The organism is Streptomyces sp. NPDC029164 (assembly GCF_055563995.1).
The window spans coordinates 7273-34179 of record NZ_JBVHWW010000027.1; the positions used below are offsets into that span (position 1 = coordinate 7273).

Consider the following 26907-nt stretch of genomic DNA (forward strand, 5'->3'; position numbering starts at 1 on the left):
ACCCCTCCCCCCCCCTCCCTCCCCCCCCCCCCCTCCCCCCTCCTCCCCCCCCCCTCCCCCCCCCCCCCCCCCCCCCCCCCCCCCCCCCCCCCCCCCCCCCCCCCCCCCCCCCCCCACCACCCCTTGGGAGGATCAGCCGGCGGAGGACGTCTCCGCGTCGTCCGCCTTCTCGGCGCCGGCCGGGGCGGCCACCGGCTGGGCGGGCAGCTCGGCCTTGGCGGCGTCGGGGGCGGCGTCAGGGGCGGGGGCGGGGGCGTCCGAGCCGGGCGCCGTGCCGACCTCGGCATCGGCGAGGGCCTGGGCTCCCGCCACCGGGGTGTCGTGGGCGCCGTCCTTGGCCGGGCCGTTGAAGACCAGGTTGAGGACGATGGCGGCCGTGGCACCGAGGGTGACACCGCTGTTGAGGAGCGAGGACAGGTCCGCGTCCATGTGCTTGGTGAAGAAGACCGGGACGGTCGCGGGGAGCAGGGCGAAGGCGAGGGAGACGCCGACGATCAGCGCGTTCTTCTCCTCCTTGAGGTCCACCTTGGCCAGGGTCTGGATGCCGGCCAGGGCGACCATGGCGAACATGACGGTCGCGGCGCCGCCGAGGACTCCGTGCGGGACGGCGGCGACGATCGCGGCGGCCTTGGGCAGCAGACCCAGGATGATCATGAACACACCTGCGGCGACGACCACGAACCGGCTCTTCACCTTCGTCATCCGCACCAGGCCGACGTTCTCGGCGAAGGCGACGTACGGGAAGGAGTTGAGGACACCGCCGAGGGCGGTCGCGGCGCCGTCGGCACGCAGGGCGCGGGCCACGGTCTCGCTGTCGACCTCCTTGCCCACGATGTCGCCGACGGCATAGGTGTCACCGGTCGTCTCGACCATGGTGATCAGCATGACGATGAGCATCAGGACGATCGGGAACCACTCGAACTTCGGGACGCCGAAGTGGAACGGGGTGCTGACGCCGACCCAGTCGGAGTTGCTCACGTCGCCGAACTTCGCGTCCCCGAGGAGGAAGGCGACGGTGGTGCCGACGACCAGGCCCAGGAGGATCGAGATGCTGGAGAGGAACGGCTTGCCGAGCTTCATCAGGACGAGGATGAAGAGCATCGTGCCGCCGGCGTAGGCGAAGTTCTTCGGGTCGCCGAAGTCGGGGCTGCCGAGGCCGCCGGCCGCGTCGTTGAGACCGACCGGGATCAGGACGATGCCGAGCACCGTGATCACCGTGCCGGTGACGACCGGCGGGAACAGCCGCATGACCGCCCGGAACGCCTTGGCCGGCAGCCAGGCGAAGGCGAAGGTCGCGATGCCGGCGGTGATGACCGCGCCGTAGATGACCAGCAGGGCGGCGGTTCCACCGCCCGCGCCGAGGCCGATGGCGATCATCGGGGACACGGCGGTGAAGGTCACGCCCTGGATCAGCGGCAGTCGGGCACCGATCCGGCCGATGCCCCAGGCCTGGATGATCGACGCGATGCCGCAGGTGAAGAGGTCCGCGTTGATCAGGTAGACCAGCTGTTCAGGGCTCAGCTTCAGCGCGTTGCCGACGATGATCGGGACGATCACCGCACCGGCGTAGAAGGCGAGTACGTGCTGGAAGCCGTACAGCGCGAGCTTGGGGAGGGGGAGCACCTCGTCGACCGGGTGCGTGCTCTGCTCTCCGCTTTCGGAAAGCCGGGCGGCGACACGTGCCATCTCTGCCTTGCCCTTCAAAAGGTAGGTAACTGAGAGGAATCTCTGGTTATCCCTGGCCGGAGTGGGTCGCTATCCCGTTTTCCGCCAGGGTTGTCAGTGCGTTCACGTGAATCGAAGCCCGCCTGTGTTACCGGCCGCGTCTCCCCGTGTGACCGGAATTGAACGCCTGTGGGGCCGCTCACAGATATCGTCGACTTCCACAAAGTGTTGAGGCGTGGCGATCTTCACTTTGGAGGGTTCTCCCATGGCGCGCAGACCATCGGCGGAGTAAGGCCGGATTCCGGCGAGATGTCCGTTCCTCCTGCGCGACTGCGAATACCACCTGCGGTGACCAGCCCGCGCAGGGTTCACCTCATTCCGTGGCGCAAATCTGAGGGCATGATTCCGGCCACGGGATTGGGTGATCGACCGAGCGCGGAGGGTGCGGCTCCACCCATTGCGCGAGCGTCGGCGGAACGCGGTTCACGTGCGCGAGGCCGGATCGTTACCTGAATTCGCCGTAGTTCGTACGCATTCCGGTATGGCTTGTACGTTTTCCGGGACATGCGCCCGTCGCGAGAGGAGAAGGGGTCAATCCCGCAAGGACATTTGCCTGCGGGCCGCCGAGCGGCTGCGCTCCTTCGACCGTCCGGCCTTCGTCGCCTGGGGCGCGGAGGACCGCATGGTGGCGCCCGAGACCGGCCGCCGGCTCGCCGGGCTGCTGCCGCACGGCCGGTACGAGGAGATCCCCGACGCCCGCACGCTGATCCCGCTCGACAACCCGGCGGGCCTCTGCACGGCCCTGCGCCGTTTCATCGCGCGGACGCCCCCGGACAGGGCCTAGGGGGCGCGTACCGCCGACAGCAGGCGCGCCACCTCGTCCGCGTCGATGCGCAGCGCCGCGCCGACGGTGGCGAGCACCTCGCGCTCGGCCGGGATGTACGGCCCGTCCGCGAGCGCGATGCGGGCGCCCTGCAGCAGGATCGACTCGCGGCCCGGGCCCGCCAGGTGCGGGGCCAGCGGCTCCAGGGCCTCGTGGAGCTCTATCGACAGCGCGGCCCCGCAGCACTCCGGGACGTCGTACAGCCCGAGCCGGCCCTCGTCGGTGGAGAGCGCCTCCACGAGGGACTCCAGCTGTTCCTCGGTGCAGTCCGGGAAGCCCGCGGCCCGGACGGCGCCCACCGCGGCCTCCAGCGCGCTGCGCGAGGCCGTCCCGCCCGCGGTCAGCACGGCCAGCGCGACGGTGTGCACGGCGTCGCGCAGCAGCGCCGTGAAGCGGGTGGTGGTGAGGTGGTCCAGGACGTCGGTGTCGAAGCGGGCACGGCAGCCCTGGCACTCGACGACGGGCCCCTCCTGCCCGCGCGGCAGCACCGGCACCCCGACGACGGTGAACCGGCGTCGCCCGGTGCGCCTGCGGTAGTTGCGGTCTCCACCGCAGGCGGGGCAGAAGAACTCCCCGTCGCCCACGGTGCTCCAGGTGGTACGGATGCCCCAGACCGTCAGCTTCCGGCCGTCCCCACCCCGAACTGGCAGCACGTCGCACCTCCGTAACTCCCCCGTCGCCCTGCGGGCGCGGGAGGGACCACCACGGCAGCATCGCCGGGTTGGCGTGATGTTAGCCACATCGGTGAGGATGCGTCAGTCGTGTGACAAGACAACATGTCCCGGGGCGCGCACTTGGCCGATCTGCGCCCCCCGCGTCCGCCCCTGTCCTCCCCGTGCCCCCGCCGCGCTCCCCCTAAGGTCGGCCGCATGGAAGAGAAGTCCTGTCTGGTGACCGGCGCCGCGAGCGGGATCGGCCGGGCCACCGCACTGCTGCTGGCCCGCTCGGGAGCCCGGGTCACCGCGGCCGATATCAACGGCCCCGGGGTGGAGTCCCTGCGTACGGAACTGGCCGCCGAGGGGTACGAGGTGACCGCGGTCGCCGGTGACGTCGCCGATCCGGAGGCCAACCATGCGATGGTCGCCGCCGCCGTCCGGGCGTACGGGCGCCTCGACGTGGCCGTGGCGAACGCCGGGGTGCTCCCTCTTTCGGACGTACGGGAGACCAGCCCGGAGGACTGGGACCACGTCATGGCCGTGGACGGCCGGGGGATGTTCCTGACCTGCAAGTACGCCATCGAGGCGATGACGGCGCAGCCGCGGCCCGGCGGGGCGCTGGTCTGCGTGTCCTCGATCTCTGGGGTGGCCGGGCAGGCGCGCCAGGCGGCGTACGGACCGGCGAAGTTCGTCGCGTCAGGGCTGACCAAGCACCTCGCGGTGGAGTGGGCCGCGCGCGGGATCCGGGTCAACGCGGTGGCACCGGGCACCATCCGTACGGAGCGGGTGATCGCGCTGAAGGACGAGCCGGGCGGGCCGGAGTACCTGGAGGAGATCGCCGGGGCGCACCCGATGGGCCGGCTCGGCGAGCCGGAGGAGGTGGCCCGGGTCATCGCCTTCCTGGCCTCCGACGCGGCCTCGTTCGTGACGGGTGTGGTGCTGCCGGTGGACGGCGGCTACCTGGCCCGCTGAGGCCGGGAACGACGGTGCCCCGCCCCTCCGGGAGGAGGGACGGGGCACACGTACGGGCGATGGCCGCCCGGGGGATCAGCGGCCCGCGCGGTTGACGGCGGAGATGACCGCCTTCAGGGAGGCGCGGGTGGTGTTGGCGTCGATGCCGATGCCCCACAGGACGCGGCCGTCGATCACGCACTCGATGTACGAGGCGGCCACGGCGGAGGCCCCTTCGCTCATGGTGTGCTCGGTGTAGTCCAGCAGGCGGGCGTCGATGCCGATGCCGGCCAGTGCGTCGAAGAAGGCCGAGATCGGACCGTTGCCGGTGCCGTTCAGCACGGTGTCCACGCCGTCCACGACCGCCTCGACGGTCAGTGTGTCCGTGCCGTCCTTGTCGGTGGCCGTCGAGCCGGAGCGCAGCTGGATGCGGCCCCACGGGTTCTCGGGGTTGGGCAGGTACTCGTCCTCGAATACGGACCAGATCGCCTTGGGCGTGACCTCGCCGCCCTCGGCGTCGGTCTTGGCCTGGATGATCCGGGAGAACTCGATCTGCATGCGGCGCGGCAGGTCCAGCTTGTGGTCGTTCTTCAGGACGTACGCGATGCCGCCCTTGCCGGACTGCGAGTTGACCCGGATGACGGCCTCGTAGGAGCGGCCGACGTCCTTCGGGTCGATGGGCAGGTACGGCACGGCCCACTCGATGTCGTCGACGGTCTTGCCCTGGGCGGCCGCGTCGGCCTCCATGGCGTCGAAGCCCTTCTTGATGGCGTCCTGGTGGGAGCCGGAGAAGGCGGTGTAGACGAGGTCGCCCGCGTAGGGGTGGCGCGGGTGGACCTCCATCTGGTTGCAGTACTCGCTGGTGCGGCGGATCTCGTCGATCTGCGAGAAGTCGATCTGCGGGTCGATGCCCTGGGAGAACAGGTTCATGCCCAGGGTGATCAGGTCGACGTTGCCGGTGCGCTCGCCCTGCCCGAACAGGCAGCCCTCGATGCGGTCGGCGCCGGCCATCAGGGCCAGCTCGGCGGCGGCGACGGCGGTGCCGCGGTCGTTGTGCGGGTGCACGGAGATGCAGATGTGCTCGCGGCGGGTCAGGTTGCGGGCCATCCACTCGAAGCGGTCCGCGTGGGTGGAGGGCGTGGAGCGCTCCACGGTCGCGGGCAGGTTCAGGATGATCTCGCGGCCCTCGGCCGGCTGCCAGACGTCACAGACGGCCTCGCAGACCTCCAGGGCGAAGTCCAGCTCGGTGTCGGTGAAGATCTCCGGGCTGTACTGGTAGCCGAAGGTGGTCTCCGGGCCCAGCAGCTTGTCCGCGTACTCCATGACCAGGCGGGTGCCCTCGACGGCGATCTGCTTGATCTGCTCCTTCGAGCCGCGGAAGACCACGCGGCGGAAGGTGGGGGCGGTGGCGTTGTACAGGTGGACGGTGGCGCGCTTGGCGCCGACCAGGGACTCCACGGTCCGCTCGATCAGGTCCTCGCGGGCCTGGGTCAGTACGGAGATCGTCACGTCGTCCGGGATCGCGCCCTCGTCGATGATCGAGCGCACGAAGTTGAAGTCGGTCTCGCCGGAGGACGGGAAGCCGACCTCGATCTCCTTGTAGCCCATGCGCACCAGCAGGTCGAACATCTCGCGCTTGCGGGCGGGGGTCATCGGGTCGATCAGCGACTGGTTGCCGTCGCGCAGGTCGGTCGACAGCCAGCGCGGAGCCTTGGTGACGCGGGCGTCCGGCCAGGTGCGGTCCGGGATGTCCACCTGCTCGTACTTGCCGTACTTGTGGATCGGCATCCCGGAGGGCTGCTGGGAGTGGGTCGCGTTGGTGATGGGCGTGGGGCGACCGACAAAAGGCTGCTGGCTCATGGCGTTGGGCTCCTCGCGTGTCCGCGTGTAGTTCGCTGGGACGGCCGACGGCGGTCGTAAAAACCGCAACACCAAACTCCGCGGGGAGGGGGCCGGCCTACGACTACAGACCCTCGCCGCGGCAGCTAAGGAGAAGCAGCCCGAAACGCATGATGGGCCGAGCCTAGCCGAGCCGCGCGGTGACGCGAGGACCTGTTTCAGTATGCAAGACCCCAGCGTCCGATTTGCACCAAATGTGAGCTAAGCCTCTTTCAAAGCGCCGGGGTCAGGGCGATCCGTCAATCCGGCGCCGCCGCTTTCAGACAAGCGAATGAATCATGGTCGCAGGTAGTGACACGGTCATGACCCACTGCCACATTGCCGGGCATGGATGCCTCCCACGCTCACCGCCACCCCGTCTTCTGCACCGTGGTGCCGCCCCACCTCCTCGACAAGGCCGCCCTGTCCGGGGACTCGCGGCGTGCCGATCTCGCCCAGCGCACCCTCGAACGCGACTCCCTGCTGCGTACCCGGCGCCGGGTCACCGCCGTCCGCGGGATCGTGCCGACGCTCGGCGCGCCGGTTTCCGACGAACCGAACCGGACGCTCTACGACGCCCAGCACCGCACGCAGCTGCCCGGGAAGAAGGTCCGGGGGGAGGGCGACCCGCTGAGCAAGGACGCCACCGTGAACCGCGCCTACGCGGGGCTCGGGGCGACGTACGAGCTGTTCCTGAAGGGCTTCGGGCGGCGCTCGATCGACGATGCCGGGCTCCCGCTGGACGCGACCGTCCACTACGACGAGGACTACAACAACGCCTTCTGGGACGGGCAGCAGATGGTCTTCGGGGACGGTGACGGGGACCTCTTCCTCGACTTCACCGTGTCGGTGGACGTCATCGGGCACGAGCTGACCCACGGCGTCACCCAGTACACGGCGAACCTGAGGTACCGCGGGCAGTCGGGCGCCCTGAACGAGTCGATGTCCGACGTCTTCGGCTCGCTGATCAAGCAGTACTCGCTGGAGCAGACGGCCGACCAGGCCGACTGGCTCATCGGGGCCGGCCTGCTGGGCCCCAGCGTGACCGGGGTCGCGCTGCGCTCGATGAAGGCGCCGGGGACCGCGTACGACGACGACGAGCTCGGCAAGGACCCGCAGCCGGCCACGATGGACGACTACGTCAACACCCACAGCGACAACGGCGGGGTCCACATCAACTCCGGCATTCCCAACCACGCCTTCTACATCGTGGCGACCGAGCTGGGCGGCAAGGCCTGGGAGCGGGCCGGGCAGATCTGGTACGACACCCTGACCGGCGGGGAGCTCGCCTCGAACGCCGGCTTCGAGGACTTCGCCCGGCTCTCGACGGCGGCGGCCGTGACCCGGTACGGCGACGGCGGCGCCGAGCACCAGGCCCTGCAGAAGGCCTGGTCCGCGGTGGGCGTCCCGCTCGCGGGGTAGACCGCTCCCATGCGCATTCAGGTGGTTCGGACGGGCGGCTTCGCGGGCATCGAGCGCCGGGCCGAGGTGGACACCTCGGGCCGGCCGGACGAGGACGAGTGGCAGGCCCTGGCCCAGCTGGCGCTCCGGCCCGCTCCCCCGGGCGATCCGGCGGACCGGGTGCGGGACGGGTTCTCGTACCGGATCACGGTCGACGGCCGGACGGTCTCCTGCGCCGAGCCGGGCCTGTCGGAGGCGCAGCGGACGCTGATCTCACGGGTCCTGAAAGAAGGTGCCTGAGCAGGACCGCTTTGCTTGGATGTCCGGATGACCGACCACATGATCGATTCGACGCTGTCCGAGCTTGAGCGGTACTACGACACGGTGCCGCGGGTGGGCGGGGCGCGGGCCGAGGACTTCGGCCCGCTGACCCTGTTCGTCCAGGAGGGCTCGGGCTGGCCGTACTACGCGCGGCCCTCCCTCGGCGGCTCCGGCGACGCGACCGCGGCGGACGTCCGGCGCGTGCTGTCCCGTCAACAGGAGCTCGGGATCCCGCAGGCCTTCGAGTGGGTGGCCGAAACCAGCCCCTCGCTGCGGGCCGCGGTGGAGGAGGCGGGACTGGACGTCCACGCCCATCCGCTGATGGTGCTGGACCCCTCCGCCGAGGCCCTCCCCCCGCATCCGGAGGTCCGTCTGCTCGGCGCGGACGACCCCCTGCTGAGGGCCGCGGTGACGGTCCCGGCGCTGGCCTTCGCGGCCCCGGGCACGACGGTGGGCGAGGCCGGACCCGCGGAACTGGCGGCGGCGACGGCGGAACCCTCGGCCGAGGAGGGCCGGGCCCGGGCGTCCGGCAAGCTGGCGGCGGGCACCTCGGCCATGGCGGCGGCCGTACGGGACGGCGTCGTGCTCTGCTCCGGCATGTACAACCCGGTCGGGGACGTCGCCGAGGTGGTGGGCGTCGGCACCCTGCCGTCGGCCCGCCGCCAGGGCCTGGCCCTCGGCGTCACGGCCGCGCTGGTCGCGCGGGCCCGGGCGCGCGGGGCCCGTACGGTCTTCCTCTCGGCCGGCGACGAGGACGTGGCCCGGATCTACGGCCGCGCCGGCTTCCGCCGGGTGGCCACGGCCCTGATCGCCGAACCGCGGACGTGATGCGCCCGCTCGGGCGGCCGCGGCCGGGCTGACCCGGCCCGGCCGGCGCCCTCGTCCGCCCGTCCCCGCCCCGCCCCGCCCCGCCCGAGCCCGTTTGCCGTAACGGCAACAAGGTTTGCCTGCGCGGGCGGGTCGGGCGGAGCATCGGCGTACCGGCACCCGTACTGGAAGAGGGACCCATGACCGAGCACGCGCACACGGACACGCACACGCACTCCCACCACTACCCCGTGACCGGACCCCCGGCGGGCGAGGAGTTCTGGGACGGCCGCTACGGCGAGAGCGACCGGATCTGGAGCGGCGAGGCCAACGCCATGCTGGTGCGCGAGGTGTCCGGCCTCGCCCCCGGGCGGGCCCTCGACCTCGGCTGCGGGGAGGGCGGCGACGCCGTCTGGCTGGCCCGCCACGGGTGGACCGTCACCGGGACCGACATCTCCGGGGTCGCCCTCGGCCGGGCGGCCGAGCACGCCGCCGACGCCGGACTCGCGGACCGGATCTCCTTCGCGCGGCACGACCTGACGGAGTCCTTCCCGGAGGGCGAGTTCGACCTCGTCTCGGCGTGTTTCCTGCACAACTACGGGGACTTCCCCCGTGATGTCATCCTGCGCACGGCCGCCGCGGCCGTGGCCCCCGGCGGCACCCTGCTGGTGGTCGGCCACGCGGGCTGGGCGCCGTGGCAGGAGGAGCGGGAGGAGGCCCACTTCCCCACGCCCGAGGAGGTCCTCGCGCAGCTGGAGCCGGTCACGGCGGGCTGGGAGGTGCTGCGGGCCGAGGAGACCGAGCGGGTCCAGGCGCAGCCCGACGGTACCCCGGGGACCCGTACGGACAACGTGGTGCGGGTGCGCCGGCCCGCGTAGCCGGACGAACGACAACGACAACGACGACGGCGCACGGACGCGGTCCCCGGGCGGGGGCCGCGTCCGTGCGCCGTCGTGTCGTTCGGTCCGGGCCTCAGAAACCGAGCTTGCGCAGCTGCTTGGGGTCCCGCTGCCAGTCCTTGGCGACCTTCACGTGGAGGTCGAGGAAGACCGGGGTCCCGAGCAGCGCCTCGATGTGCTTGCGCGACTTCATCCCGACCTCCTTCAGGCGGGAGCCCTTCGGGCCGATGATGATGCCCTTCTGGCTCGGCCGCTCGATGTAGACGTTGGCGTGGATGTCGAGCAGCGGGCGGTCGGCCGGGCGGTTCTCGCGCGGGATCATCTCCTCGACGACCACGGCGATGGAGTGCGGGAGCTCGTCCCGTACGCCTTCCAGCGCGGCCTCGCGGATCAGTTCCGCGACCATCACCATCTCGGGCTCGTCGGTGAGGTCGCCCTCCGGGTACAGCGGCGGGCTCTCGGGCAGCAGCGGCGCGATCAGGTCGGCCAGCAGCTGGACCTGGGTGTCGCCGACCGCCGAGACGGGGACGATCTCGGTCCACTCGAAGCCCAGCTCCTCGGCGAGCCGGTGGACGGCGATGAGCTGCTCGCCCACCACCTTCGACTCGACGAGGTCGGTCTTGGTGATGATGGCGATCTTGGGGGTCTTCTTGATCCCCGCGAGCTCCTTGGCGATGAACTTGTCGCCGGGGCCGAGCTTCTGGTCGGCCGGCAGGCAGAAACCGATGACGTCGACCTCGGCCCAGGTGGTGCGCACGACGTCGTTGAGGCGCTCGCCGAGCAGGGTGCGCGGCTTGTGCAGGCCGGGCGTGTCGACGAGGACGAGCTGCGCGTCGGGGCGGTGCACGATGCCGCGGACGGTGTGGCGGGTGGTCTGCGGCCGGTTGGAGGTGATCGCGACCTTGGTGCCCACGAGTGCGTTGGTGAGGGTCGACTTCCCCGCGTTGGGGCGGCCGACGAAGCAGGCGAAGCCCGCACGGTGCGGGCTGGTGGACTCGGGGGAACGATCGCTCATACGGGCCATTCTCCCCGATGCCGCTCCCAGCGCCGACCAGATCACCGCGGTGAGGGCGAGCACAGGCGTGAGCAGGGGGTGCGCGGCATGGGCGGCACGGCCCTGAGCTGTGGTTCCCTCGGCCCGGGCGCGCACCGTCAGCTCGGCCCATTCCGCGTCGGGCGGACCCTCCCAGCGGGTGCGCAGGCGCACTTCCTGACCCGGCAGCAGTTCGGCGGGCAGGCCGGTGAGCTCGCGCCGCAGCAGCGTGCGGCCGAGGGCACCGGAGGCGGTGAGGGCGGCGCGCGGGCGGAGGGTGACGTTGCCGGTGTTGTGGAGCGTGTACGAGATCTCCGCGCCCGCGCCGCGGCGGTGTACGGAGACCCCCTCGACGGCGAGGGCGGCGGCGGTCGGGCCGGTCACCCGCAGGTACACGCGGGCGGCGACGGCCTGCCGGACGCCGATCCCCCGGTCCGTGGCGGCGGCGGGCCGGTCCTCCTGGGCCACGATGGCGCCGGGGTGGTCCCCGGGCTCCGCCCGGTCGGGGACGGCGAGGGTGAAGCCGACGCGGACCTCGCCGCGGGCCGGTACGGTCACCCGCTCCTGGTCGAGCTTCGCCCAGGATCCGGTGGCCCGGCGCGGCTCGTCGGGGCCGCGCAGGGCGAAGCCGCCGTCGCGGGCGGTGTTGTAGGCGTCGGCGGCGTAGAGCCGGAAGGTGCGGGGGCGGTCGGTGCGGTTGGTCACGGTGACGGCGTCGGTGACGGCCTGGCCGGGCGCGGCGGCGAGGTAGAGGTACGGCCGCCGGCCGACGCCGTTCGCCGCCGGCAGCACGGACCACTGGCCGTTGTCCGCGGCTGCGGCCGGCGCGGCGAGCAGGAGGGCGGGCCCGGCTGCGACGAGCAGGGCCGCCGCCGCGCGGAGCCCCAGGAGGCGGGGCGTCACGACAGGGTCAGGGTCAGGACCGCCGTGTACGCCCCCGGCGGGGTGTACGGCGGGACCCGCAGCGTCACCGTGGCGTCGATGGTGAAGGTGCCGCCGACCAGCGGGGCGTCGGCGGTGGAGGCCAGGAGGGCGCCCTCCGGGCCGACCGCGCCCGCACTGCCCGCCGTACACGCGCTCGGGCTGGCGGCGGCCGCCACACAGGTCGGGGTCCAGGACAGGGACGCGCCCGGGATCCGCACCCCGCCCGGTCCCGTGAAGTCGGTGACCTTGCCGGTCAGGGACCAGCCGGCCGGGCCGCCGCGGGCGTCGGTGACGGTCACGGTGCCGATCCGGCCGGGGGCGGCGCCTCCGTCGCCGTACGGGACCGCGCCGAGGGTGATGTCCTCGCCGGCCTGGGTCATGCCGAGGGCGCCCGGTTCGACGGTGGCCGTGACCTTGCGGGTGCCCGCCGTCATCGGGGCGGTGTCGATGACGGTGTACGCGGCCGGGCCGGAGCCCCGGTTCGCCGACCAGGCCGGGCCCTCGTAGGCGATCACCGCGGTGGTGGCCTTGTCCGTGACGGGCAGCTCCACCGTGGCCGTGCCCAGCTCGTCGGCGGTGGCGGTCACCCGGTCCGCGGTTTCGGCCGCGCCGGCCCGTCCGGCCACCGTCACGGCCGTGCCCGGGGGGAATCCGGCGGCGGTGACCTTGACCTTGGCGCCCGGTTTTCCGGAGGCCGCGGCGAGGAAGACGCTGCGCAGGTTGGCCGTGGGGAGCGCGGTCGCGGTCAGGCGGGCGGAGGCGGGGGTGGCGGACGGCGCCGCGGCGGTGCAGGTGGTGTCGAGGTCCAGCGGGTGGCTGGTGTGCAGGGTGTAGTCGCCGGGGGCGAGGGTGGCCTCGCCGGGCGCGGTGACGGTGAAGGTTCCGCTCATGGTGACGGCGGGGAGGGGTTCGCCGGCCCGGACGGGGTCGTTGCGCTTGGCCCCCACGACGGTGACCTCGCCGCTCTGGGCTCCGGCCAGCAGGATCCGGCCGGTGGGGGTCAGCACGTCGGCGGGGAGTTCGCCGCCGGCCGGGTTGGCGGCGGGGGTCCGGACCACCTGGTAGGTCACGGTGACGGTGTCACCGACCTGTGGAGCCGGGTTGTCGACGGTGATCCGGGCGGTGGTCGGTCCGTCGGCGGGCGGGAGTCCGGCCTCCTGGGGCGGCAGGCAGTGCGTCGGGAACTCCACCTGGCCGGGCGGCGTCTCTCCCTCGGCTACGGCCGGTGCGCCCAGGGCGCCCCCGGCTGTGGCGGCGAGCACCGCCATGCCGACGGCGGCCGGCCATCTCCGCTTCCGCGCCCCTGTTCGCACTGCCCGCCCCCTGGGTTCCCTCGCGCCGAGCCCCTGCGCAGGGGGCCATTCACGAGCGGGCGGCGGAAGAAGTCAATGCACGGATCCGGCGTCAACTGATGGCCCATCAGGAGATGGCAGGTTCCCGCTCCCCGCCCCGCTCTCCCGCCCCTCTCCGCCCGCGTCCCCGCCCGACGCGCGGAACGTGCGCCGGTAGGCCGTCGGGCTCACCCCCAGCGCCGCCTGCACGTGCTTGCGCAGGGACTGGGCCGTCCCGAAGCCCGTCTCCCGCGCCACCTGTTCCATCGGCAGGTCGGTCCGCTCCAGCAGCCGCCGGGCCCGTTCCACCCGCTGGCCGACGATCCACTCGCCGGGGCTGATCCCGGCCTCCTCCCGGAACCTGCGCGTGAACGTCCGTACCGACATGGCCTCCTGGCGGGCCAGGTCGACCAGCCGCACCGGCTCGTGCAGCCGGTCCAGCACCCAGGCGCGGGCCGCCGCGGTGCTGGCCAGCTGCGGCTGCGGCACCGGGCGTTCGATGAACTGGGCCTGCCCGCCGTCCCGGTGCGGCGGTACGACGGTCCGCCGGGCCACGTCGTTGGCGACGGCCGCGCCGTGGTCGCGGCGCACGATGTGCAGGCACAGGTCGATGCCGGCGGCGACCCCGGCCGAGGTCAGCACGTCCCCGTCGTCGGTGTAGAGCACACCGGCGTCCACCCGCACGGCCGGGAAGAGGCGCTGGAAGTGCTCGGCGTGGAACCAGTGGGTGGTGGCCGGGCGGCCGTCCAGGAATCCGGCGGCGGCCAGTACGTACCCGCCCGTACAGATGGAGACGAGCCGCGTCCCGGCCCGGATGTGTGCGAGCGCCGCGGCGAGCTCCTCGGTCAGGCGGCCCTCCTCGTACACCGGCCCCAGCTCGTACGAGGCGGGCACCACCACGGTGTCGGCCGTGGCCAGCAGCTCGGGGCCGTGCTCGACCCGGACCGCGAAGTCGGCGTCCGTGCGCACCGGCCCGGGGGCCAGGGCGCAGGTGAGGATCTCGTACAGCGGCTCGCCGGCGGGACCCTTGGCGCGGCCGAAGATCCGGTGCGGGATGCCGAGCTCGAAGGGCAGCAAGCCGGTGAGCGCGAGGACGACGACACGGTGCGGGGCCATGGCCCGATCATATCGAAGGGTGTCAGTCAGGCCACTGTCGTACGGGAGCCTCCCGGCCGGAAGCTGTCCGGGTGACGCAGACAGCCCCCACCCCCGCCCCCACGACCACGCCTCCGGCCGTCCCGGGACGCGTCCACCGCGCCTGGTTCGTCGCGGCCGTCGCCTTCGTGACGATCATCGGCGCCGCCGCCTTCGCCTCGCTGCCCGGGCTGCTCATCGAGCCGCTGCACGAGGAGTTCGACTGGTCGCGCGGCACGATCGGCTTCGCCGTCTCGGTGAACCTCGCGCTGTACGGGCTCACCGCGCCCTTCGCCGCGGCGCTGATGGACCGCTTCGGCATCCGCAAGGTGGTGGCGCTGGCCCTGCTGGTCATATCCGGCGGCACCGCGGCCACCGTGTGGATGACGGCGTCCTGGCAGCTGGTGCTGTTCTGGGGAGTGCTGGTGGGGCTGGGCAGCGGCTCGATGGCGCTGGCCTTCGCGGCGACGGTGACCAACCGCTGGTTCACCGCCCGGCGCGGGCTGGTCACCGGCATCCTGACCGCGGCCGGGGCCTCCGGCCAGCTGATCTTCCTGCCACTGCTGTCATGGCTGGTGGAGCACCAGGGCTGGCGTCCGGCGGCGGTGACGGTGTCGCTGGCGGCCCTGGTCGTCGTCCCGTTCGTGTGGCTGCTGCTGCGCGACCACCCGGCGGACGTGGGTCTCGCGCCGTACGGCGGCACCTACGCGGACAAGCCCGCCCCGGTGACGGGCGCGGCGCGGCGGACGGTGACGGTGCTGTTCAAGGCGGCCCGGACCGGCCCCTTCTGGCTGCTGGCGGGGACCTTCGCGATCTGTGGGGCCTCGACCAACGGGCTGGTCAAAACCCACTTCGTACCGGCGGCCCACGACCACGGCATGCCGGTGACGGCGGCCGCGGGACTGCTCGCGGTGATCGGGGTGTTCGACGTCGTCGGCACCATCGCCTCCGGCTGGTTCACCGACCGCTTCGAGGCGCGCCGCCTGCTGGCGGTGTACTACGCGCTGCGCGGGATCGCGCTGCTGTTCCTGCCGCTGCTGCTGGCGCCGTCCGTGCACCCGCCGATGATCTTCTTCATCGTCTTCTACGGGCTGGACTGGGTCGCGACCGTCCCGCCGACCATCGCGCTCTGCCGTGAGCACTACGGGGAGGACAGCGCGATCGTCTTCGGCTGGGTGCTGGCCTCGCACCAGGTCGGCGCGGCGGTGGTGGCCTTCCTGGGCGGCCTGGCCCGTGACGCCTTCGGCTCGTACGACGTCGTCTGGTACGCCTCGGGCGCGCTGTGCGCGATGGCCGCGCTGATGGCGATGGTCATCCGCCGCCGGCAGTCTCCCGGCGGGGCAGCCGATCCCATCGGTGGGGCTCGATACGCCTGACGGCGACCCGCGCGGGGAGGCGCTGTCCTGGCCGGAGCCATTTCAGCCTCGCCGGCGTTTGAGTGGGGGTCCCCCCGGACGAAGTCTGGGGGAGGGTCCGGGCGGAGCCCGGTGCCCGGCGGAGCCGGGTTCCGGGCGGAGCCCGGTGCCCGGCGGAGCCGGGTTTACTGGGGCTCCGCCCAGACCCCACGCCTCAAACGCCGACGGGGCTGGATTTGCCCGGCGGGGCTGAACTGGCCCGGCGAAGCCGGGATGGCGCGGGGCGCGCGGGGATCGGCGGCCACCCCGCCGGGAGGCTAGGGGCCGGCCGGGGTGGTGGACTTCAGGGTGCCGTCCGGCGCGGCCAGCAGCACCGGGGTGTCCGGGCCGCCCAGGTCGCGTACGGCCGCGCGGTCGGCCTCGGCGGGGGTCTCGGCCGCGCTGACGACGGCCGCGGCCTCCAGGGAGCGCGCGCCGCTCGCCACGGCCATCGCGACCGCGGTCTGCAGCGCGCTCAGCTTCAGGGAGTCGAGCTCCACCGTCCCGGCGACGTACGTGCGGCCCGTCTCGTCGCGCACCGCCGCCCCCTCGGGCACCCCGTTGCGGGCCCGGGCGCTGCGCGCCAGCGTGATGATCTTGCTGTCCTCGGGGTCGATCCCGGTGCTCTCGGTCATGGTCGAAAGCATAGGGAGCGCCCCGGCCGGGCCGCGCAACGACCCCGCCGCGGCGCCCGGGGCACAGCCGGGCTCACGGCCGGTCGAGCCTCAGCCGCTCCGCCCGCGGCAGCCCGGCGACGACCAGGTCGTACGAGTCCTCGACGAGCTCGCGCAGCATCGCGTCGGGGATCCCGCCGACGGTCACCGTGTTCCAGTGCCGCTTGTTCATGTGGTAGCCCGGCACGATGGCCTCGTGCTCCTCGCGCAGCCGCACCGCCAGCTCCGGCTCGCACTTGAGGTTGACCTTCAGCGGCTCGGCGTCCAGCGCGGAGAGGGCGAACACCTTGCCCAGCACCTTGAACACCGAGGTCTCCGGGGTGAAGGGGAACTCCTCCACCGACGCGTTGAAGCCCAGACAGAATTCCCGCAGTTCCGCCGGGGTCATTCGCCCTCCGTCCCCGCGGTCTCCGCCGCGGCCACCGGTTCCACCAGCACCGTCACGATCTTGTTCCGCCGCCCCGCCGGGGACTCGGCCGTCATCCGCAGCGGACGCCCGTCGGGCAGTTCCACCACCGCCGAGGCGCCCGCGATCGGCACCCGGCCCAGTGCCTTCGCCAGCAGGCCGCCGACCGTCTCCACGTCCTCGTCGTCGAAGGCCTCGACCTTGAAGAGCTCACCGAGGTCGGTGATGTCGAGGCGCGCCGTGACCCGGTAGCGGTCCTCGCCCAGGTCCTCGACCGGCGGAAGCTCCCGGTCGTACTCGTCCGTGATCTCGCCGACGATCTCCTCGAGGATGTCCTCGATGGTGACGATGCCGGCCGTGCCGCCGTACTCGTCGATGACGACGGCGACGTGGTTGCGCACCTGCTGCATCTCGCGCAGCAGGTCGCCCGCGTTCTTGGTGTCGGGCACGAAGACGGCCGCCCGCATCGCCGTGGAGACCAGGTCGGACTCCGCCCCGCGGCTGATGTGGGTCTTGCGGACCAGGTCCTTCAGGTAGACGATCCCGACGATGTCGTCCTCGTTCTCCCCGGTCACCGGGATGCGCGAGAAGCCGGACCGCAGCGCCAGCGTGGTCGCCTGACGGACCGTCTTGTACCGCTCGATGCAGACCAGGTCGGTGCGGGGGACCATCACCTCGCGCACCAGGGTGTCGCCGAGCTCGAAGACCTGGTGCACCATCCGGCGCTCGTCGTCCTCGATCAGCGATTCCCGCTCCGCGAGGTCCACCATCGCGCGCAGCTCCGCCTCGGAGGCGAAGGGCCCCTTGCGGAAGCCCTTTCCGGGCGTGAGCGCGTTGCCGATGAGGATCAGCAGCTGCGGGATCGGCCCCATCACCCGGGCGAGGGGGACGAGGACGTACGCGGCCGCCGTCGAGGTGTTCAGCGGGTGCTGGCGGCCGATCGTGCGCGGGGAGACGCCGACGGCGACGAAGGAGACGAGCACCATCACGGCGATGGCCACGAGCAGCGCGGTCCAGTTCTCGCCGAACTCGTCGAGGCAGACGTAGGTGACGAGCACCCCGGCCGCCATCTCGCAGGTGACGCGTACCAGCAGCGCCACGTTGAGGTAACGGGTGGGGTCGCCGGCGACCTGGGCGAGCTTCTCGCTGCCGCGCCGGCCCTCCCGTACGGCCTGCTCGGCGCGGAAGATCGAAATGCGGGCGATCCCGGACTCGGCGCAGGCCGCGAACCAGGCCACCACCACCAGCAGTACCGCGCCGGTGATCAGCTGCGCGGCGTTCACGAGACGGTGGGCGCCGGGGACGGACCGGTCATGCCGCGCTCACCGCGCCAGCCGTCGACGATGGCCGCCTGGAGGCCGAACATCTCGGCCTTCTCGTCCGGTTCCTCGTGGTCGTAGCCGAGCAGGTGCAGCACTCCGTGGACGGTCAGGAGCTGGAGCTCCTCGTCCATGGAGTGCTGCGTCGGGGCTTCCTCGCCCTGCTTCTTCGCGACCTCGGGGCAGAGCACGATATCGCCGAGGAGCCCCTGCGGGGGCTCCTCGTCGTCCTTCGCCGGCGGACGGAGCTCGTCCATCGGGAAGGACATGACGTCGGTCGGGCCGGGCAGGTCCATCCACTGGATGTGGAGCTGCTCCATGGCGTCCTCGTCGATGACGATGACGGAGAGCTCGGAGAGCGGGTGGATCCGCATCCGGGCGAGCGCATAGCGGGCGATGTCGAGGATCGCCTGCTCGTCGACCTCGGTTCCGGACTCGTTGTTGACGTCGATCGACATGGTGCGCTGGGTTCTACTTCCGCTGGTGGCCGTTCGCGGCCGGCTGGCCGTCGTCGTACTTCTCGTACGCGTCGACGATACGGCCGACCAGCTTGTGGCGGACGACATCCTCGGACGTGAGCCGCGCGAAGTGGATGTCCGGCACCCCGTCCAGGATCTGCTGGACCTCGCGCAGACCGCTCTTGGCGCCGCCCGGCAGGTCGATCTGCGTGATGTCACCGGTGACGACGATCTTCGAGTCGAAACCGAGCCGGGTCAGGAACATCTTCATCTGTTCGGCGGTGGTGTTCTGCGCCTCGTCGAGGACGACGAAGGCGTCGTTGAGCGTGCGTCCGCGCATGTACGCCAGGGGCGCGACCTCGATGGTCCCGGCGGCCATGAGCCGCGGGATCGAGTCGGGGTCGAGCATGTCGTGCAGCGCGTCGTAGAGCGGGCGCAGGTACGGGTCGATCTTGTCGAAGAGGGTGCCCGGCAGGAAGCCGAGCCGCTCCCCCGCCTCGACGGCGGGCCGGGTCAGGATGATCCGGCTGACCTGCTTGGACTGCAGGGCCTGGACCGCCTTGGCCATGGCGAGATAGGTCTTGCCGGTACCGGCGGGGCCGATGCCGAAGACGATCGTGTTCTTGTCGATCGCGTCGACGTACCGCTTCTGGTTGAGGGTCTTGGGCCGGATGGTGCGGCCGCGGCTGGAGAGGATGTTCTGGGTGAGCACCTCGGCGGGCGTTTCCTCGGGCCCGTCCCCGTTGCCGTTGCCGCTCGCCTTGAGCATGGCGATCGAGCGTTCCACTGCGTCCTCCGTCATCGGCTGCCCGGTGCGGAGCACCAGCATCATCTCGTCGAACAGGCGCTGGATCAGAGCGACTTCCGCCGCTTCGCCGATCGCGCTGACCTGATTGCCCCGAACATGGATGTCGGCCTTCGGGAAGGCCTTCTCGATCACGCGCAACAGGGCGTCACCGGATCCGAGCACCGTCACCATCGGGTGCCTGGCCGGGACGGTGAAGTGGGCTCGCGCCTGCCCCGGCACTGGAATGTGGGCTGTGGGTGTCTGAGTCATGGGCCGGCACTGTGGCCTGCACATACCTCCCGCTGAGGGGCCTCGCCGATCGACGACCTCCGGAATACCAAGCGTACGTCGCCGCCGCTGCTTCCCCGAGAGGTTTTACTCCCTCTCCGCGCGGCCCCGGGCGCCACGGCCCCGCGGCCGTCCGGTCACGCGGAGTGCCGGAAGCCGATCGTGGGCACGGCTCTGCGCCGGGCCGCCGGGCCGGAGCCGGGCGGGATCAGGTCGTCCAGGAAGCCGTAGCGGCCGCGCAGCGCGGGCGGGGCGGTCCGCCACCAGTGGGCCACCTCCGGCCAGCCGGGGGCCGACAGGGAGCCGCCGAACTCCTGGACGGACAGGGCCGCGGTCAGCCCGGCGAAGGCGAGGCGGTCCGCGAGGGGCCAGCCCGCCAGGGTGCCGGTGACGAAGCCCGCCACGTACACGTCCCCCGCCCCCGTCGGGTCCAGCTCGTCCACCGTGATCCCGGGGACCTGCGCCGTCTCCCCGGTGCGCCCGTCCACCGCGTACGAGCCCTCCGCGCCCATCGTGACCACCGCGATCGGCACCTTCTCCGCGAGCACCCGGGCGGCGGCGCGCGGGCAGTCGGTGCGGGTGTAGCGCATGGCCTCGCCCGCGTTCGGCAGGAAGGCCTCGCAGTGCTCCAGGTCGGCCAGGGCCTCCAGGTCCCACCGCCCGCTCTCGTCCCATCCCACGTCCGCGAAGATCCGCGAGCCGTGCCGGGCGGCCTCCCCGATCCACTCCTCGCCCCGGCCGGCGCCGAGCGCGGCCACGGCCGCGCGGGCCCGCGGCGGGCAGTGCGGGAAGGGGCCGGCGTCGGCGGGCGGCGGGGCCTCGTGGCCGTGCGAGACCATCGTGCGCTCGCCCTCGTAGGCCATCGAGACGGTGACCGGGCTGTGCCAGCCGGGGATGGTGCGCGACATGGACAGGTCGATGCCCTCGCCCTGCTCCAGGGCGTCCCAGCAGTATTCTCCGTAGTGGTCGTCCCCGAAGGCCGCGGCCAGCGAGGTGCGCAGGCCCAGCCGGGCCAGGGCGGTGGCCATGTTGGCGACGCCGCCGGGGCTGGAGCCCATGCCGCGCGCCCAGGACTCCGTACCGCGGACCGGTGCCGAGTCGAGGCCGGTGAAGATGATGTCGAGGAACACCGTCCCGGTCAGGAAGACGTCGCAGCCCGGCTCCTGCGGATCGCGCACCGGACCGAGCGGGTCCACTGCGGCTGCGCGGCTGTCGAAGTCCCTACTCGTCACGGTGTACTCCCCGATGAGTTTCCGGCGGAAGCTGCCGGCCCCGCCCGCCCGGGGCAGGGCCAAACCCCAGTGTGGCGCAGATCACCCGCCCGTTCAGCCCCGCTTGGGGAGCGGCACGCGCACCAGGTCCTGCGCCACCGTCAGCTCGCCGTCGAAGCCCGCGGCCCGTGCCTGCCGTTCGAACTCGGACGGGTCGGTGTACCGCTGGGAGAAGTGCGTCAGCACGAGGTGCCGTACGCCGCCGTCCCGCGCCACCCGCGCCGCCTGGCCCGCCGTGAGGTGCCCGTGGTCGCTGGCCAGCCGCTCGTCCTCGTCGAGGAAGGTCGACTCGATCACCAGCATGTCGCAGCCCTCGGCGAGCGCGTCCACGCCGGGACAGAGCCGGGTGTCCATGACGAAGGCGAACCGCTGTCCGGGCCTGTGCTCGCTGACCTCGTCCAGGGTGACCGCGCCGAGCCGCCCGTCGCGCTGGATCCGGCCGACGTCCGGACCCTTGATGCCGTGCCGTGCGAGCAGCTCGGGCACCATGCGGCGCCCGTCGGGCTCGGTGATCCGGTAGCCGAACGACTCCACCGGGTGCGAGAGCCGCCGGGCCTCCAGGAGGTACGGGGGCCCCTGCGCCAGCGGTCCGTCCGCGGCCACCGGTTCCTCGCGCAGCGGGACGGTCTCGCGGTAGGCCGTGGCGTACCGCAGCCGGTCGAAGAACTTCTGTCCGGAGGCCGGGTAGTGGGCGGTGACGGGGTGCGGGACCTGGTCGAGGTTGATCCGCTGGATCACCCCGGCCAGGCCGAGGCTGTGGTCACCGTGGAAGTGGGTGACACAGATCCGGTTGATGTCGTGCGCGGCGACCCCGGCCCGCAGCATCTGCCGCTGCGTGCCCTCGCCCGGGTCGAAGAGGATGCCCTCGCCGTCCCAGCGCAGCAGGTATCCGTTGTGGTTGCGGTGGCGGGTGGGCACCTGGCTGGCGGTGCCCAGCACGACGAACTCTCGTACGGACACGTGCTATCCGGGGGGCCACTGGAGGCCGCGGCCTCCGATGACGTGCGCGTGCGCGTGGAAGACGGTCTGCCCGGCGCCGGCGCCGGTGTTGAAGACGACGCGGTAGCCGTGGTCGACGATCTTCTCGTCGAGGGCGACCTGGCCCGCCTCGCGCAGTATGTCGGCGGCGACGGCCGGCTCGGCGGCGGCGAGGGAGGCCGCGTCCGGGTAGTGCACCTTGGGGATGATGAGCACGTGCGTGGGCGCCTGCGGGTTGATGTCCCGGAAGGCGACCGTGGTCTCGGTCTCGCGGACCACGGTCGCGGGGATGTGCCCCTCGACGATCTTGCAGAACAGGCAGTCCGCCTGCGGTTCCCCGGCCATTGCTGAGCCTCCCGTGATGGTGATCGGTCCGGGCATCGTATCCAGCCGGGCGCCCGCCGCGGGCGGGCATTTCGGCCCGTCAGGCCCAGCGGCCGGTGCGGGCCAGCAGGACCGCCGTGGCCGCGGTGCCGGCCGTGGAGGTCCGCAGGACGGAGCGGCCCAGGCGGTAGGGGCGGGCCCCCGCCCCGGCGAACGCCGCCAGCTCCTCCGGGGAGACGCCGCCCTCCGGGCCGACGACCAGGACGACGGAACCCGAGGAGGGCAGCGCGGCCGTGGCCAGGGCGTCGGAGGGGGTGTCGCGGTCCTCGTGCAGGACCATCCCCAGGTCGGCTCCGGCGAGCAGCGCCGCCACCTGCTTGGTGGACATGGCCTCGGCCACCTCCGGGAAGCGGACCCGGCGGGACTGCTTGCCCGCCTCGCGGGCGGTGGCCCGCCACTTGGCCAGGGACTTGGCCCCCCGGTCCCCGCGCCACTGCGTGATGCAGCGCGAGGCCTGCCAGGGCACGATCGCGTCCACGCCGGTCTCGGTCATGGTCTCTACGGCCAGCTCGCCGCGGTCGCCCTTGGGCAGGGCCTGGACCACGGTGATGCGGACGGCCGGTTCCGGTTCCACTCCGGCCGAGGACACGGCCACGACCAGCCGGTCCTTGCCCTCCGCCGCCTTCACGACCGCTTCCGCCCAGCCGCCCCGGCCGTCGGTCAGGACCAGTGCCTCGCCCGGGTTCAGCCGTTTCACGGACACCGCGTGCCGGCCCTCCGGGCCGTCCAGGACGAACTCCGGTCCCGCGGGGACCTCTTCGACCACGAACACCGGGGCGGTCATGACGCACTCCTCATCTGCATTGCCTTCAACGTGCTCTGCGCCTCTGCCAGTTCGGCCGCCAGTACCTCCACCAGCTCCGCCGCCGGCAGCGCCCGCGCCAGCCGGTGCCCCTGGCCCGCCCACAGGGCCATGCCCTGCGCGTCCCCGGCCGCGGCGGCCGCCTTGCGCAGCCCCGCGGTCAGGTGGTGGACCTGGGGGTAGGCCGCCGGGGCGTACGGACCGTGCTCGCGCATGAAGCGGTTCACCAGCCCTCGCGCCGGCCGCCCGGAGAACGCCCGGGTCAGCTCGGTCCGGACGAACAGCGGGTCGGTCAGCGCCTTCTTGTGCACGGGGTCCGCCCCCGATTCCGGGCAGGCCAGGAAGGCCGTCCCGAGCTGCGCCGCCTCGGCGCCCGCCGCCAGCAGCGCCGCGATCTGCGAGCCCCGCATGAGGCCGCCCGCCGCGATGATCGGCAGGGCCACGGCCTCCCGCACCTGGGCCACCAGCGCGAGCAGCCCCACGGCCGCCGTGCCGTCGGCCTGCGGGTCGTCGCGGTGGCTGCCCTGGTGGCCGCCCGCCTCGACGCCCTGGACGCACACGGCGTCGGCGCCCGCCTGCTGGGCCGTACGGGCCTCCTCGACGGAGGTCGCCGTGACGACCGTGTGCGTACCGGCCTTGCGCAGGGCGGCGAGGGCCGCGGAGGAGGGACAGCCGAAGGTGAACGAGACGACCGGGACCGGGTCTTCGAGGAGGATGGCGAGCTTGGCGTCGTAGCCGTCGTCGCTGGTGCCGATGATGTCCTCCTCGGCGAGCGAGATCGCGTACCAGCTCGCCTCACCGGCCAGCTGCCCGCGGTACGCCTCCACGGCGGCCGGGTCCACATATCCGGTCTGCGGCATGAACAGGTTGACGCCGAAGGGGCGCCGGGTCAGGGCGCGCACCTGCTTGATCTCCTGGTACATCCCGTCGGCGGTCTTGTAGCCGCCCGCCAGGAAGCCCAGCCCGCCCGCCTCGCACACGGCGGCGGCGAGCGGCGGACAGGAGGCGCCGCCCGCCATGGGAGCCTGCACGATCGGGTAAGGAGAGAGACCGTACGGTGCGGAGGACATGGACTGCATCGTGCCATGTCCCGCTCATGGGGCCGAATCATGGCATTCGCCTGGCATAGTCCGCTTCCGGCCCCGGTCACGGGCCGCCGCCAAGCCCATGCGAAGAGCCCGGCAGGGAATCCCCTGGCCGGGCTCTCGGCGGTGTCCGCCGGCCGCTCAGCGACCGTTGAACGCGTCCTTCAGGCGGCTGAACAGCCCCTGCTGACCTGGCGCGAACTGGCCCATCGGCCGCTCCTCGCCGCGCAGCTTCGCCAGCTGGCGCAGCAGCTCCTCCTGCTGGGCGTCCAGCTTGCCCGGGGTGGTGACCTCGACGTGGACGATGAGGTCGCCGCGCCCGCCGCCGCGCAGGTGGGTGACGCCCCGCCCGTGCAGCGGGATCGCCTGCCCGGAGCCGGTGCCGGGCCGGATGTCGATCTCCTCCAGCCCGTCCAGCGTCTCCAGCGGGCATTTCGTGCCCAGTGCGGCCGCCGTCATCGGGATCGTCACCGTGCAGTGCAGGTCGTCCCCGCGCCGCTGGAAGGTCGGGTGCGCCAGCTCGTGGATCTCCACGTACAGGTCGCCGGCGGGGCCGCCGCCGGGGCCGACCTCGCCCTCGCCCGCGAGCTGGATGCGGGTGCCGTTCTCGACACCGGCCGGGATCTTGACCGTGAGGCTGCGGCGGGAGCGGACCCGGCCGTCGCCCGCGCACTCGGGGCACGGGGTCGGGACCACGGTGCCGAAGCCCTGGCACTGCGGGCAGGGGCGCGAGGTCATGACCTGGCCCAGGAAGGACCGGGTGACCTGCGAGACCTCACCGCGGCCGCGGCACATGTCACACGTCTGCGCGGAGGTGCCGGGTGCGGCGCCCTCGCCGGAGCAGGTGGTGCAGACGACGGCCGTGTCGACCTGGATGTCCTTGGTCGTCCCGAAGGCCGCCTCGTCCAGCTCCAGGTCCAGGCGGATCATGGCGTCCTGGCCGCGCCGGGTCCGCGAGCGCGGGCCGCGCTGCTGACTCTGGCCGAAGAAGGCGTCCATGATGTCGGAGAAGTTGCCGAAGCCACCGGCCCCGAAGCCGCCCGCGCCGCCGCCCGAGGAGGACAGCGGGTCACCGCCGAGGTCGTAGACCTGCTTCTTCTGCGGGTCCGAGAGGACCTCGTAGGCGGCGTTGATCTCCTTGAAACGCTCTTGCGTCTTGGGATCGGGGTTCACGTCCGGGTGCAGCTCGCGCGCGAGCCGCCGGAAGGCCTTCTTGATCTCGTCCTGCGATGCGTCGCGGCGCACGCCGAGAACGGCGTAGTAGTCCGTGGCCACTTACGACTCCGCCAGGATCTGTCCGACGTAACGTGCCACTGCGCGTACCGCTCCCATCGTTCCGGGGTAGTCCATGCGGGTCGGTCCGACCACGCCGAGTTTGGCGACTGCTTCGCCGCCCGAACCGTAACCGACGGAGACGACGGACGTGGAGTTCAGTCCCTCGTAGGCATTCTCATGCCCGATCCGTACGGCCATTCCCGACTCGTTGGCCTCGCCGAGCAGCTTGAGGAGCACGACCTGCTCCTCCAGCGCCTCGAGCACCGGCCTGATCGTCAGGGGAAAATCATGTCCGAAGCGGGTGAGATTGGCGGTGCCGCCGATCATCAGCCGCTCTTCGGCTTCCTCGACCAGGGTTTCGAGGAGTGTCGTGAGCACGGTGGAGACCGTGCCGCGGTCCTCGGCCTCGAAGGATTCGGGGAGGTCCTGGACGAGCGGGGGCACGTCGGTGAAGCGCCGTCCGACGACCCGGCTGTTGAGCCGGGCCCGCAGGTCGGCGAGCGAGGCCTCGCCGAAGGGGCCGGGGCAGTCGACGAGCCGCTGCTCGACCCGTCCGGTGTCCGTGATCAGTACGAGCATCAGGCGCGCGGGAGCGAGCGAGAGCAGCTCCACGTGCCGGACGGTCGACCGGGTGAGGCTCGGGTACTGCACGACCGCGACCTGCCGGGTGAGCTGCGCGAGCAGCCGCACCGTGCGGCCGACGACGTCGTCGAGGTCGACCGCGCCGTCGAGGAAGTTCTGGATGGCCCGGCGCTCGGGCGTCGACAGCGGTTTGACCCCCGCCAGCTTGTCGACGAAGAGCCGGTAGCCCTTGTCGGTGGGGATCCGGCCGGCGCTGGTGTGGGGCTGGGCGATGTAGCCCTCGTCCTCCAGCACGGCCATGTCGTTGCGCACGGTCGCGGGCGAGACGCCGAGCCGGTGCCGCTCGGTGAGCGCCTTGGAGCCGACCGGCTCCTCCGTCCCGACGTAGTCCTGGACGATGGCGCGCAGCACTTCGAGTCTGCGTTCGCTGAGCATCGCGCACACCTCCAGCTGTGGTCCGTTGCCGTGTTCTGCCGTGTTCGTTGGCACTCTGTCCGTTCGAGTGCCAGAGATCCCCCGCTCAGTGTACGGCCGGGTGGTGAGACCCTGGCAAGGGAGGCCCGCCAGGGTAGCGTCGCGGCATGGACGTGCGTTGGGAAGAGGAAGGCTGGGAACGGCTGACCGGACGGGCCGGCCGGCGGCGGCTGCCGGTGTGGGACTGCACCGTGGGACTGGTGGTGGGCAACGAGTCGGTCCTCCTGATCGACCCCGGTTCCTGTCTCCGGGAGGGCGCGCAGGTGCGGGCGGAGGCGGAGCGGCTGGCGGGTCGGCGCGTGACCCATATCGCATTCACGCACGGCCATTTCGATCACGTGCTGGGCGGGGCCGCCTTCTCCGGGGCCGAGGTGTTCGGTGCGGTCGGGCTGGACGCGCTGCTGTCGACGGGCCGCGAGGAGCTGCGCGGGGACGCGGTGCGCCACGGCCTGGCGGAGGCGGAGGCGGCCGAGGCCGTGGACCTGCTGGTGGTGCCGAAGCACCTGGTGTCGGGCGAGTGGACGCTGGAACTGGGCGGGCTGCAGGTGCTGCTGGCCAATGTGGGGCCCGGGCACACCCGGCACGACCTGGCCGTCTTCGTGCCGGGCGAACGCGAGACGGTGTTCTGCGGGGACCTGGTCGAGGAGTCGGGCGAACCCTTGGCGGGTCCGGACGCGACGCCACGGCAGTGGCCGGCCGCCCTGGACCGGCTGCTCGCGCTCGGCGGCGACGACGACGCACTGTACGTGCCGGGTCACGGAGCGGTGGTCTCGGCGGACTTCGTCCGTGCGCAACGCGCCACACTGGCAGCCCGTTTCGGCGTGTCGGAGACATGACGCGGGCCGCT

General features: G+C 72.4%; 26 protein-coding genes. 8 read left to right on the forward strand and 18 right to left on the reverse strand.

Annotated features, from left to right (window positions below; all coding sequences use genetic code 11):
* Positions 1–132: 132 nt before the first annotated feature.
* On the reverse strand, positions 133–1686 hold the full coding sequence (locus tag ACZ4VT_RS24855) for a nucleobase:cation symporter-2 family protein (RefSeq protein ID WP_467952801.1): 1554 nt from the start codon (positions 1684–1686) through the stop codon (positions 133–135).
* Between the two features lie 466 nt (positions 1687–2152).
* Between ACZ4VT_RS24855 and ACZ4VT_RS24860 the strand changes: the two genes are divergently transcribed.
* Positions 2153–2509 carry an alpha/beta fold hydrolase gene (locus tag ACZ4VT_RS24860; protein WP_467952803.1) on the forward strand — a complete coding sequence of 119 codons (357 nt, stop codon included), beginning with the start codon at positions 2153–2155 and terminating at the stop codon, positions 2507–2509.
* On the opposite strand, the gene ACZ4VT_RS24865 is transcribed toward ACZ4VT_RS24860, so the two are convergent.
* Positions 2506–3201 carry a TerB family tellurite resistance protein gene (locus tag ACZ4VT_RS24865; RefSeq protein ID WP_362852562.1) on the reverse strand — a complete coding sequence of 232 codons (696 nt, stop codon included), beginning with the start codon at positions 3199–3201 and terminating at the stop codon, positions 2506–2508. The two genes, ACZ4VT_RS24860 and ACZ4VT_RS24865, sit on opposite strands and share 4 nt — an antisense overlap.
* 216 nt (positions 3202–3417) lie before the next feature.
* On the opposite strand from ACZ4VT_RS24865, the gene ACZ4VT_RS24870 reads away from it, so the two are divergent.
* Positions 3418–4176, forward strand: coding sequence for an SDR family NAD(P)-dependent oxidoreductase (locus ACZ4VT_RS24870; protein ID WP_362812230.1), 759 nt, complete (start codon positions 3418–3420; stop codon positions 4174–4176).
* 75 nt (positions 4177–4251) lie between these two features.
* Here ACZ4VT_RS24870 and leuA read toward each other — a convergent pair whose 3' ends face one another.
* Positions 4252–6015 carry a 2-isopropylmalate synthase gene (gene leuA / locus ACZ4VT_RS24875; protein WP_467952806.1) on the reverse strand — a complete coding sequence of 588 codons (1764 nt, stop codon included), beginning with the start codon at positions 6013–6015 and terminating at the stop codon, positions 4252–4254.
* A gap of 366 nt (positions 6016–6381) precedes the next feature.
* Between leuA and ACZ4VT_RS24880 the strand changes: the two genes are divergently transcribed.
* The 4 genes from ACZ4VT_RS24880 to ACZ4VT_RS24895 all read left to right on the forward strand — a co-directional run bounded on the left by ACZ4VT_RS24880 (position 6382) and on the right by ACZ4VT_RS24895 (position 9440).
* On the forward strand, positions 6382–7455 hold the full coding sequence (locus ACZ4VT_RS24880; RefSeq protein ID WP_467952808.1) for a M4 family metallopeptidase: 1074 nt from the start codon (positions 6382–6384) through the stop codon (positions 7453–7455).
* Positions 7456–7464: 9 nt separating this feature from the next.
* Positions 7465–7734 (forward strand): protealysin inhibitor emfourin, encoded by a 270-nt coding sequence (locus tag ACZ4VT_RS24885; RefSeq protein WP_467952810.1) that lies wholly within the window; start codon positions 7465–7467, stop codon positions 7732–7734.
* 27 nt (positions 7735–7761) lie between these two features.
* The gene (locus tag ACZ4VT_RS24890; protein ID WP_467952812.1) at positions 7762–8583 is read left to right on the forward strand and encodes a GNAT family N-acetyltransferase; all 822 of its coding nucleotides are present in this window, start codon (positions 7762–7764) and stop codon (positions 8581–8583) included.
* A 179-nt stretch (positions 8584–8762) separates the two neighbouring features.
* Positions 8763–9440, forward strand: a complete 678-nt coding sequence (locus tag ACZ4VT_RS24895; RefSeq protein ID WP_467952814.1) for an SAM-dependent methyltransferase — start codon at positions 8763–8765, stop codon at positions 9438–9440.
* Between the two features lie 94 nt (positions 9441–9534).
* On the opposite strand, the gene era is transcribed toward ACZ4VT_RS24895, so the two are convergent.
* The 3 genes from era to ACZ4VT_RS24910 all read right to left on the reverse strand — a co-directional run bounded on the left by era (position 9535) and on the right by ACZ4VT_RS24910 (position 13865).
* Positions 9535–10485: a GTPase Era gene (era, locus tag ACZ4VT_RS24900; RefSeq protein WP_467952937.1), complete on the reverse strand. Its 951-nt coding sequence runs from the start codon at positions 10483–10485 to the stop codon at positions 9535–9537.
* Positions 10486–11393: 908 nt separating this feature from the next.
* A complete protein-coding gene (locus ACZ4VT_RS24905) occupies positions 11394–12686 on the reverse strand; it encodes a WxL domain-containing protein (protein ID WP_467952816.1) in 1293 nt (430 codons plus the stop codon).
* Positions 12687–12803: 117 nt separating this feature from the next.
* Positions 12804–13865, reverse strand: a complete 1062-nt coding sequence (locus ACZ4VT_RS24910; RefSeq protein ID WP_467952818.1) for a GlxA family transcriptional regulator — start codon at positions 13863–13865, stop codon at positions 12804–12806.
* 71 nt (positions 13866–13936) lie between these two features.
* On the opposite strand from ACZ4VT_RS24910, the gene ACZ4VT_RS24915 reads away from it, so the two are divergent.
* Positions 13937–15259: an MFS transporter gene (locus ACZ4VT_RS24915; protein WP_467952820.1), complete on the forward strand. Its 1323-nt coding sequence runs from the start codon at positions 13937–13939 to the stop codon at positions 15257–15259.
* 296 nt (positions 15260–15555) lie between these two features.
* Here the strand turns inward: ACZ4VT_RS24915 and ACZ4VT_RS24920 are convergent, their stop codons facing one another.
* The 12 genes from ACZ4VT_RS24920 to hrcA form a co-directional block, all read right to left on the reverse strand.
* Positions 15556–15912 carry a cytidine deaminase gene (locus tag ACZ4VT_RS24920; protein WP_467952822.1) on the reverse strand — a complete coding sequence of 119 codons (357 nt, stop codon included), beginning with the start codon at positions 15910–15912 and terminating at the stop codon, positions 15556–15558.
* A 73-nt stretch (positions 15913–15985) separates the two neighbouring features.
* Positions 15986–16339 carry an MmcQ/YjbR family DNA-binding protein gene (locus ACZ4VT_RS24925; protein WP_030710957.1) on the reverse strand — a complete coding sequence of 118 codons (354 nt, stop codon included), beginning with the start codon at positions 16337–16339 and terminating at the stop codon, positions 15986–15988.
* On the reverse strand, positions 16336–17640 hold the full coding sequence (locus tag ACZ4VT_RS24930) for a hemolysin family protein (protein ID WP_467952824.1): 1305 nt from the start codon (positions 17638–17640) through the stop codon (positions 16336–16338). Before ACZ4VT_RS24930 ends, ACZ4VT_RS24925 begins: the two co-directional genes overlap by 4 nt.
* On the reverse strand, positions 17637–18134 hold the full coding sequence (ybeY, locus tag ACZ4VT_RS24935) for an rRNA maturation RNase YbeY (RefSeq protein WP_467952826.1): 498 nt from the start codon (positions 18132–18134) through the stop codon (positions 17637–17639). Before ybeY ends, ACZ4VT_RS24930 begins: the two co-directional genes overlap by 4 nt.
* A 13-nt stretch (positions 18135–18147) precedes the next feature.
* Positions 18148–19191, reverse strand: a complete 1044-nt coding sequence (locus ACZ4VT_RS24940) for a PhoH family protein (RefSeq protein WP_467952828.1) — start codon at positions 19189–19191, stop codon at positions 18148–18150.
* Positions 19192–19346: 155 nt separating this feature from the next.
* Positions 19347–20456 carry a carbohydrate kinase family protein gene (locus ACZ4VT_RS24945; protein WP_467952938.1) on the reverse strand — a complete coding sequence of 370 codons (1110 nt, stop codon included), beginning with the start codon at positions 20454–20456 and terminating at the stop codon, positions 19347–19349.
* Positions 20457–20534: 78 nt separating this feature from the next.
* Positions 20535–21440: a ribonuclease Z gene (locus ACZ4VT_RS24950; protein WP_467952830.1), complete on the reverse strand. Its 906-nt coding sequence runs from the start codon at positions 21438–21440 to the stop codon at positions 20535–20537.
* Between the two features lie 3 nt (positions 21441–21443).
* Positions 21444–21803 (reverse strand): histidine triad nucleotide-binding protein, encoded by a 360-nt coding sequence (locus ACZ4VT_RS24955; RefSeq protein WP_467952831.1) that lies wholly within the window; start codon positions 21801–21803, stop codon positions 21444–21446.
* Positions 21804–21882: 79 nt separating this feature from the next.
* A complete protein-coding gene (locus ACZ4VT_RS24960) occupies positions 21883–22626 on the reverse strand; it encodes a 16S rRNA (uracil(1498)-N(3))-methyltransferase (RefSeq protein WP_467952833.1) in 744 nt (247 codons plus the stop codon).
* A complete protein-coding gene (locus ACZ4VT_RS24965; RefSeq protein WP_467952835.1) occupies positions 22623–23714 on the reverse strand; it encodes a nitronate monooxygenase in 1092 nt (363 codons plus the stop codon). Before ACZ4VT_RS24965 ends, ACZ4VT_RS24960 begins: the two co-directional genes overlap by 4 nt.
* A gap of 156 nt (positions 23715–23870) precedes the next feature.
* Positions 23871–25004 carry a molecular chaperone DnaJ gene (dnaJ, locus tag ACZ4VT_RS24970; RefSeq protein WP_467952837.1) on the reverse strand — a complete coding sequence of 378 codons (1134 nt, stop codon included), beginning with the start codon at positions 25002–25004 and terminating at the stop codon, positions 23871–23873.
* Positions 25005–26021: a heat-inducible transcriptional repressor HrcA gene (gene hrcA / locus ACZ4VT_RS24975; RefSeq protein WP_467952839.1), complete on the reverse strand. Its 1017-nt coding sequence runs from the start codon at positions 26019–26021 to the stop codon at positions 25005–25007.
* 146 nt (positions 26022–26167) lie between these two features.
* Between hrcA and ACZ4VT_RS24980 the strand changes: the two genes are divergently transcribed.
* On the forward strand, positions 26168–26896 hold the full coding sequence (locus ACZ4VT_RS24980) for an MBL fold metallo-hydrolase (RefSeq protein WP_467952841.1): 729 nt from the start codon (positions 26168–26170) through the stop codon (positions 26894–26896).
* Positions 26897–26907: the final 11 nt, after the last annotated feature.